This is a genomic window from Polynucleobacter sp. 39-46-10 (assembly GCF_002282275.1).
This window is the reverse complement of record NZ_NCJB01000004.1, coordinates 32,228-39,551: the sequence shown is the minus strand read 5'-3', so window position 1 is coordinate 39,551 and position 7,324 is coordinate 32,228. Positions and strand designations below refer to the sequence as shown.

Here is a 7,324-nt window from a genome sequence, read left to right as displayed (position 1 = left end):
ATATGGAGACTGTAGGCAATATTGCAGGACCATTGCTAGCCTACGAAGTGTTAACAGCATTTTTTCTTGAGGCCACCTTCTTGGGTGTGATGTTGTTTGGTGCCAAGCGGGTATCTCCCTTGGTGCATACCATTGCAACATTTTTAGTGGCTTTTGGAACCAGTCTTTCTGCGTTTTGGATCATTGCTTTAAATTCTTGGATGCAAACCCCGCAAGGTTTCATCATGATTGATGGCAGAGCGCATGCGGTCGATTGGATGGCAATTATTTTTAATCCATCTATGCCTTACCGTTTGGGGCATATGTTGCTAGCCTCATTTTTAACTGTCTCATTCTTTTTGGCAGGCATTTCTGCTTACCGCTATTTACGCAATAGTCGCTCACCGGCTAATTTTCTGGTGATGAAGATCTCGCTTACTGTAGCCGCTGTTTTAATCCCTATTCAGATCATGTTAGGTGATGCGCACGGACTGAATACGCTTCACCATCAGCCTGCCAAGCTTGCTGCCATGGAGGGTATATGGGAGGGTGGTACCGGCGTTCCCGCTGTCATTTTTGGAATACCTAATCAACAAACTCGCACCAATGATTATGAGATCAGTATTCCGAAGTTGGCATCCTTATATCTCACGCATAGCTGGGATGGTGAGGTAAAAGGATTGGATCAATTCGGGGACAAGATTCCACCGGTCGCCCCAGTGTTTTTTGCCTTTCGGGTGATGGTTGGTGTCGGTGTATTGATGTTGATATTTTCGTGGCTAGCGCGTTGGCAATTGCGGCAAGATCGACAACTACCTAGATTGATGGCAAAAGCACTGGTATTAATGACCTTCTCTGGTTGGGTAGCCGTATTAGCAGGTTGGTATGTCACTGAGATTGGGCGGCAGCCCTACCTTGTTACGGGCGTGTTGACCACTGCTCAAGCAGTAACTACTTTGCCCTCGAGCATGGTCTTTTCGACGCTATTCGCTTATCTGACTCTTTATGTGGGGCTGCTGTTAGCCTATATTTGGGCGGTGTTTTATTTAGCCCGCCAAGCAGACAGTCAGGATACTCATGGTCAATTGACCCCTAAGAAATCAGACTCCTCTTTTAGCCCCTTTGGCGCTTAACCTATGAACACCATGGACCTTACTCAGGCTGCAGTCTGGCTACCTCTATTTTTCTTTGTTGCGATGGGCATCGCCATGCTCTCTTATGTTGTTTTGGATGGCTATGACTTGGGCATTGGAATGCTTCTCAACCGTGGTACTGATGCCGAGAAAGATATGATGATTGCATCCATTGGTCCTTTTTGGGATGCCAATGAAACATGGATCGTCTTGGGTGTCGGCCTATTGTTGGTTGCCTTTCCTTTGGCGCATGGTGTGATTTTGACTGAGCTGTATTTGCCAGTTGCCGCTATGTTGCTTGGACTGATTCTGAGGGGGGTATCTTTTGACTTTAGGGTCAAAGTGAATATCGAGCAAAAGCCATTGTGGAACTTGCTGTTTTACATCGGTAGCCTGGTTGCTTCTGTATCTCAAGGAATCATGATTGGACGCTTGATCGTGGGATTTGATTCTGGAGCACTAGGGTGGTTATTTTCTGTATTGGTGGGTTTGTGTTTGCCCGCTGGCTATGCGCTTCTCGGCTCTACTTGGTTAATCTTAAAGGCCGAGGGAGAACTCCAGAATAAAGCATTTCGATGGGCAAAGATCAGCTTATGGCTAACTGGATTTGGTGTCGCCTTGGTATCCATTGCGACCCCGTATTTCAGTCCTGAAATCATGCATAAGTGGTTTGCTTGGCCTCAAATCATCTGGCTATCTCCAGTGCCTATTGCCACTGGTTTTTTCTTTATCTTTACCTACCGATTTATTAGAGCGCTGGAAGAAGGAAAGACTGATAAAGAGTGGCTACCATTTGCTAGTGTCGTTGCTATATTTTGGCTTTCTTTTTTTGGTATTGCCTACAGTATTTTTCCGTATGTCATTATTGGAAAAATGACCTTGTGGCAAGCCGCCGCAGCAACCGAGTCTTTATGGGTCATTTTCTGGGGCGCAATTGTGGTGTTGCCAACCATCTTGGGTTACACCCTGTTTTCTTATCGTATCTTTAAGGGTAAGGCTACAGCGCTGACATATTATTAATGAGCTATGGAGCTTAGTCGCTGAAGGTCACAACATGATCGGCGACTAGGTGTATGCCAATCTTTTCACCGATCGCATGATCGTGATGGCTGGGTACAAAGGCGAATATTTCAGTGCCAGACGTTAGTTTGAGTGTGTACAGAAAGTCTGCGCCCCTAAAGGTTTTGCGCACTACCTCTGCTAGCAAGGTGCTATGGTCATCATGTTGAATATCATCAGCGCGCAAAAGTACTTCAATTTCTTTTCCAATTTCTTTGCTGCGATCTTCTTCTAGATCCAGCTCGCCTAACTCAATCTTCACTTTGTTGTTGGCTTGAACAACACCTTTAACAAATACTCCACGGCCGATGAAGTCTGCAATATAGCGATTGGCGGGCTTGTGATAAAGCTCATATGGGACATCCCATTGAAGTACTTTGCCATCTGTCATGACCCCAACCTTATCGGCAATTGCAAAGGCCTCAAATTGATCGTGAGTCACTAGCAGGGCGGTAATGTTATTTACCTTGAGTAGTTCTCGCATCTCACCTGCAAGACGTTCCCTCAATTCAATATCTAAACTGGAAAAGGGTTCATCTAGCAGGATTAGGTCAGGCTCTGGAGCCATGGCTCTAGCTAGCGCTACACGCTGCTGCTGACCACCGCTGAGCTCATGAGGGTAAGCATCAGCCTTATCAGCGAGCGACACTCGCTTGAGCCACTCGGTTGCCACTGAAGATCTTTGCTTGCTAGGCAAGTATTGCAAGCCAAAGGCAATATTTTCTAAAACGTTCAAATGGGGAAAGAGCGCAAAGTCCTGAAAGACCATGCCAATTTTTCTTTGGTTTGGCGGGAGATGGGTGGAGGCAGAGCTCACAACCCGATCTCGTAGGAGGATTTCTCCTGCTTTAACGGGCTCGAAGCCGCAAATAGCTCTTAAGACGGTTGATTTGCCACAACCGGACGATCCCAATAAACAGCCAATCTCACCTTGGGCAAGATCCAGATTAAGGTCTTTAACCGCGATAACGCGACCTTGACGATCCCGACTTGGATAGTCGATTTCCAGCTGTTGGATCGAAAGTAGTGCGCGAGCGGAGTTCATCCCTATAATTTTCTCATTAATACTGATGTTCAATGCTGGTGGTTTAATGCATAGCTAGAGTCTAAACGGATTGTCGATTTCATGAATCGTATTGTGGTGCCACTTGCCCTGTTGTTATTTTTGCCTTTATTTGGCTTGGCAGCGCCATTCCTGTTTCCTGGAAATGATCAGCTGACTACAGGCACTCTGAGTCATTTATGGAACTTTGTACTGGGTGGATACATTGCATCAACCTTAGTTCTTATTCTTGGTGTTGGAGTAGGGGTATTTATTCTCGGAGTGGGAAATGCTTGGATCATCGCTAGTTATGATTTCCCTGGTAAGAAAGTATTTGAGTGGGCGCTCATCTTGCCTTTGGCCGTACCCACTTATGTCATGGCTTACCTCTTTGTTGATCTCTTGCAATTTTCGGGACCAATCCAGAGCACTCTTCGCGACGTGCTTAGAATGGACTCCCTCTGGTTCTTTCCAGATCCAAGATCGTTGAGTGGGGCTATCTGGTCTTTCTCCTTCTGCCTCTTTCCCTATGTCTACCTGATTACGCGCACAGCATTCTTAGAGCGCAGCGGGCGATTGATTGAAGTTTCAGAAACGCTTGGCTACAGTTCGCTGCAAGGTTTTATGAAATTGGTATTGCCCATGGCAAGACCAGCTATCTTCGCTGGCATGGCGCTGGCACTCATGGAGGTGTTGGCCGATTTTGGTGCCGTGTCCTACTTTGGTGTACAGACCTTTGCAACAGGTATCTTCAAGGCTTGGCTTTCTTTTGGCGACCGTATAGCTGCTGTGCAACTTGCTCTTGGTCTTTTAAGTTTTGTTCTACTCATCTTTTTTATCGAGCAAAGTAGCCGTTCAAAATTGCGATATGCCTCTTCAACACGGGGTAAGCCGATTGCGGAGTTACTGCAAGGTAAGAAAGCTCTTTTTGCTTTTGTATTTTGTGGTACTACCTTGCTATGTGGATTTTTACTGCCAGCATTTGCACTTTTGCAACTCCTGATTAAGCAAGGTCTTGCGATCGATATTCGATATTTAGATTGGCTGGGTAATTCTTTATTCGTTTCGATCATCACAGCACTCATCTCAGTTGTACTTGCAGTATTTTTTGCTTACTCCGTTCGAATGAATTCCCGCTTGAGCTGGGTGAATCGATTGCTTGGTTTTGGTTATGCGCTACCTGGTGCAGTTTTGGCCATCGGCATCCTCTCATTTTTAGAAATCTTTCAACTGGCTTGGTGGATGTCTGCCAGCATATTGGTGCTGGTCTACGCTTACCTGGTCCGCTTTCTTTCCTCTAGTTTGCAAAGTGTAGAAGCGGGGCTCGCACGCATCACACCATCTATGGATGCCTCAGCAGCCCTGTTAGGCCTTTCAAGAATGCAAATTCTGAAGCGCGTTCATGTGCCCTTGTTAAAGCCTAGCCTCATCACGGCAGGCCTCTTTGTCTTTGTGGATGTTATGAAGGAGTTGCCGGCAACGCTCCTATTACGCCCGTTTAACTTTGATACCTTAGCCGTGGCAACCTATCAGTTGGCAGCGGATGAGCGCTTGGCTGAGCTCGCCTTGCCTTCTTTAACCATTGTGTTAGTCGGGCTTTTCCCGGTTTTAATGCTTTCTAGGGTCATCTCCAAGTCCTAATTGATAATCATTCGTATTTGTGATACATTGGAATTTCTCTAATTCTGATTGCAAATACGGTAATGGCAACTCAAAAAATACATCAATTCCTAGGCGCCACTGCGTTCATGCTGAGCGGCTTTTTATCTTTACCATTGCATGCCCAGGAAGCAAAGGAGTTAAATCTCTACTCCGCTCGTCACTACCAAACTGATGAAGCGCTCTATAGTAATTTCACAAAAAAGACGGGGATCAAGATCAACCGCATTGAGGCTGATGACAATGCTTTGGCAGAGAGACTCAAAAGCGAAGGCGCTAACAGTCCAGCAGATGTGATTTTGATGGTGGATGCAGCGCGCTTATGGCGCGCACAAATTGACGGCTTCTTCAAACCAATTCATTCAAAATATTTAGAGGGTCGCATCCCAGTAAACCTGCGGTCCAAGCCTGAAGCGGAAGGATCAACCTGGTTTGGCTTTTCAACAAGAGCGCGTCTCGTGGTCTACAACAAAGCAAAAGTAAATCCACAAGACGTTGATACTTATGAGAAGTTAGCTGAGCTCATGAACAAGGGTAAGGTATGTACGCGCTCAGCTGCCCATCCCTATATGTTGTCATTGATCGGAGCCATGATTGAGCGTCGCGGGGAGGCTGCTACCGAAGAGTGGGCTAAGGGTATGGTGGCCAATATGGCTAGGCCTCCAAGGGGTGGCGATACCGATCAAATTAAAGCGGTTGCCTCAGGCGAATGTGGGGTAGCTTTAACAAACTCCTATTACTTAGTGAGGCTTTTGCGCTCAACTAAGCCCGAAGACCAGGCGATTGTTTCTAAGATTGGATTTGTTTGGCCAAACCAGCAGACTTCTGGCACACATATCAATATCGCAGGTGGTGGAGTCGCTAGGAATGCGCCGCATTCACAGGCTGCCATTCAGTTTCTCGAATACCTAGCCAGTGATTCTGCGCAAGAGTACTTTGCTAACGGCAATAACGAATGGCCGGCAGTGAAATCAGTCAAGATTGAAAATGAAGGACTGAAAATGTTGGGGCCATTTAAGGCTGAAAATGTTTCTGTTGCCGCGATTGGCAGGAATCAAATTGCCGCACAGCGTTTGCTTGATCGAGTTGGGTATAAGTGAAATTTATTTTCTAGGCTTAAAAGATAGCTAGAATAGTTTCATTCTTCAAAAGATCTGGATCTTAATATGAAAGCCCTCTCGCTTGCCCTAGTCCTTGCTGTTTCAATCGCGATGGTTGCTTGTGCAACACCGCCGAGTGAGTTTGGTGTCTATCGACAATCCGATGGAACAGTTGGGGTGCATGCCCCTAAATCCGCTAAAGATACTGAGGCTCAGGCGGCCGCAGCAGAAGAGTGCAAAAAACTAGGAAAGCGGGGCGCTACTATTGTCGAAACTCGTAAAACAGTGAACGACCGCTTTCCTATGACCTACATTTTTGTATGTACCGCCTATTAAGTTACAGCTGCTTAGCTAAGCAGCCATTTCTTAATTGACTTGTTTACACACATTGCATCTAAAGCTAATCCAAAGAACTCTGAGCCATTAGTAACCATGCTCTCAATGGCTTCAACCTTGCCCGATTTCACGCCACGCAAATACGTTGCTGCGCGATAGCGTAGAAAGTGTTCATTCTCACCTTCTTCGTTATCTGTTGAGCAGATTTCAAGGCTGCCATAACGGGTTTCTGGGTTGATGTTCAGAATAGAAAGGCCTAATGCGCCAATGAGCTTTTCTGGAACGGGAATCGGAACATAAGAGTAGAGGGAGACCAATTGCTCTTGTTCGTCGACCTCAATAATGTGATCAACATCAAACACATCTTTTTCTGTCAACTCAGTTTCGCCAGAATCGCCGCCACCAAAGGTAGACTCAAATTGCAACATCGCGGTATTACTATCTTTGGAGATTTCAATCATGTCAGGGTAGCCAAGCAGGCCTTTCCACCAGTACATCAATGAGAAAGTGCAGGGTTTAACTTCAACTAAACCCTTGCTAGTTGACTTGGCAAAGTACAGGCCGTAGAACTCATCATCTTCATCGAGTCCATACTGATCGACTTTCAGCTTCTTTGGTGCGGCCGCTTTAGAAGATTTCTTGGTAGCTTTCTTTGGGGCGGGTTTTTTGGCTACCGACTTCTTTGCCGCTACTTTGTTAACTGCCTTTTTAGCCACTGGTTTTTTAGCGATCGCTTTTTTAACGACCGGCTTCTTTGTTACTGGTTTTTTCACTACCTTTTTTACAGCCTTTTTTGCTACCACTTTCTTGGCGGCAACTTTTTTAACGGCTTTCTTTGCAGGGGCTTTTTTTACCACCTTAGTAGCTACTTTCTTTTTTGCTGGAGACTTCTTTGTAGCCATGGTCTATTACCCTTCCTATTGGTAGTTAATGTGCTAAGCGCACATGTGTGATATTACTTCAGTTCTATCCATTTTTGCTGACGTATATATGGGTATTTACCTGGCAATATCAAG

General features: G+C 45.8%; 7 protein-coding genes. 5 read left to right on the top strand and 2 right to left on the bottom strand.

Annotated features, from left to right (window positions below; genetic code table 11):
• A partial coding sequence (locus B7X71_RS01060) for a cytochrome ubiquinol oxidase subunit I (protein WP_293600115.1) occupies positions 1 to 1,112 on the top strand: 1,112 nt, incomplete at its 5' end.
• 3 nt (positions 1,113 to 1,115) lie between these two features.
• The gene (locus B7X71_RS01055; RefSeq protein ID WP_293597546.1) at positions 1,116 to 2,132 is read left to right on the top strand and encodes a cytochrome d ubiquinol oxidase subunit II; all 1,017 of its coding nucleotides are present in this window, start codon (positions 1,116 to 1,118) and stop codon (positions 2,130 to 2,132) included.
• Between the two features lie 13 nt (positions 2,133 to 2,145).
• Here the strand turns inward: B7X71_RS01055 and B7X71_RS01050 are convergent, their stop codons facing one another.
• Positions 2,146 to 3,216 (bottom strand): ABC transporter ATP-binding protein, encoded by a 1,071-nt coding sequence (locus tag B7X71_RS01050; protein ID WP_293597545.1) that lies wholly within the window; start codon positions 3,214 to 3,216, stop codon positions 2,146 to 2,148.
• Positions 3,217 to 3,297: 81 nt separating this feature from the next.
• On the opposite strand from B7X71_RS01050, the gene B7X71_RS01045 reads away from it, so the two are divergent.
• The 3 genes from B7X71_RS01045 to B7X71_RS01035 all read left to right on the top strand — a co-directional run bounded on the left by B7X71_RS01045 (position 3,298) and on the right by B7X71_RS01035 (position 6,308).
• The gene (locus B7X71_RS01045) at positions 3,298 to 4,854 is read left to right on the top strand and encodes an iron ABC transporter permease (protein WP_293597544.1); all 1,557 of its coding nucleotides are present in this window, start codon (positions 3,298 to 3,300) and stop codon (positions 4,852 to 4,854) included.
• A 107-nt stretch (positions 4,855 to 4,961) separates the two neighbouring features.
• Positions 4,962 to 5,972, top strand: a complete 1,011-nt coding sequence (locus B7X71_RS01040; RefSeq protein ID WP_293597556.1) for an extracellular solute-binding protein — start codon at positions 4,962 to 4,964, stop codon at positions 5,970 to 5,972.
• Between the two features lie 66 nt (positions 5,973 to 6,038).
• Positions 6,039 to 6,308 carry a hypothetical protein gene (locus B7X71_RS01035; protein WP_293597543.1) on the top strand — a complete coding sequence of 90 codons (270 nt, stop codon included), beginning with the start codon at positions 6,039 to 6,041 and terminating at the stop codon, positions 6,306 to 6,308.
• A gap of 11 nt (positions 6,309 to 6,319) precedes the next feature.
• On the opposite strand, the gene B7X71_RS01030 is transcribed toward B7X71_RS01035, so the two are convergent.
• On the bottom strand, positions 6,320 to 7,210 hold the full coding sequence (locus B7X71_RS01030; RefSeq protein WP_293600114.1) for a hypothetical protein: 891 nt from the start codon (positions 7,208 to 7,210) through the stop codon (positions 6,320 to 6,322).
• Positions 7,211 to 7,324: the final 114 nt, after the last annotated feature.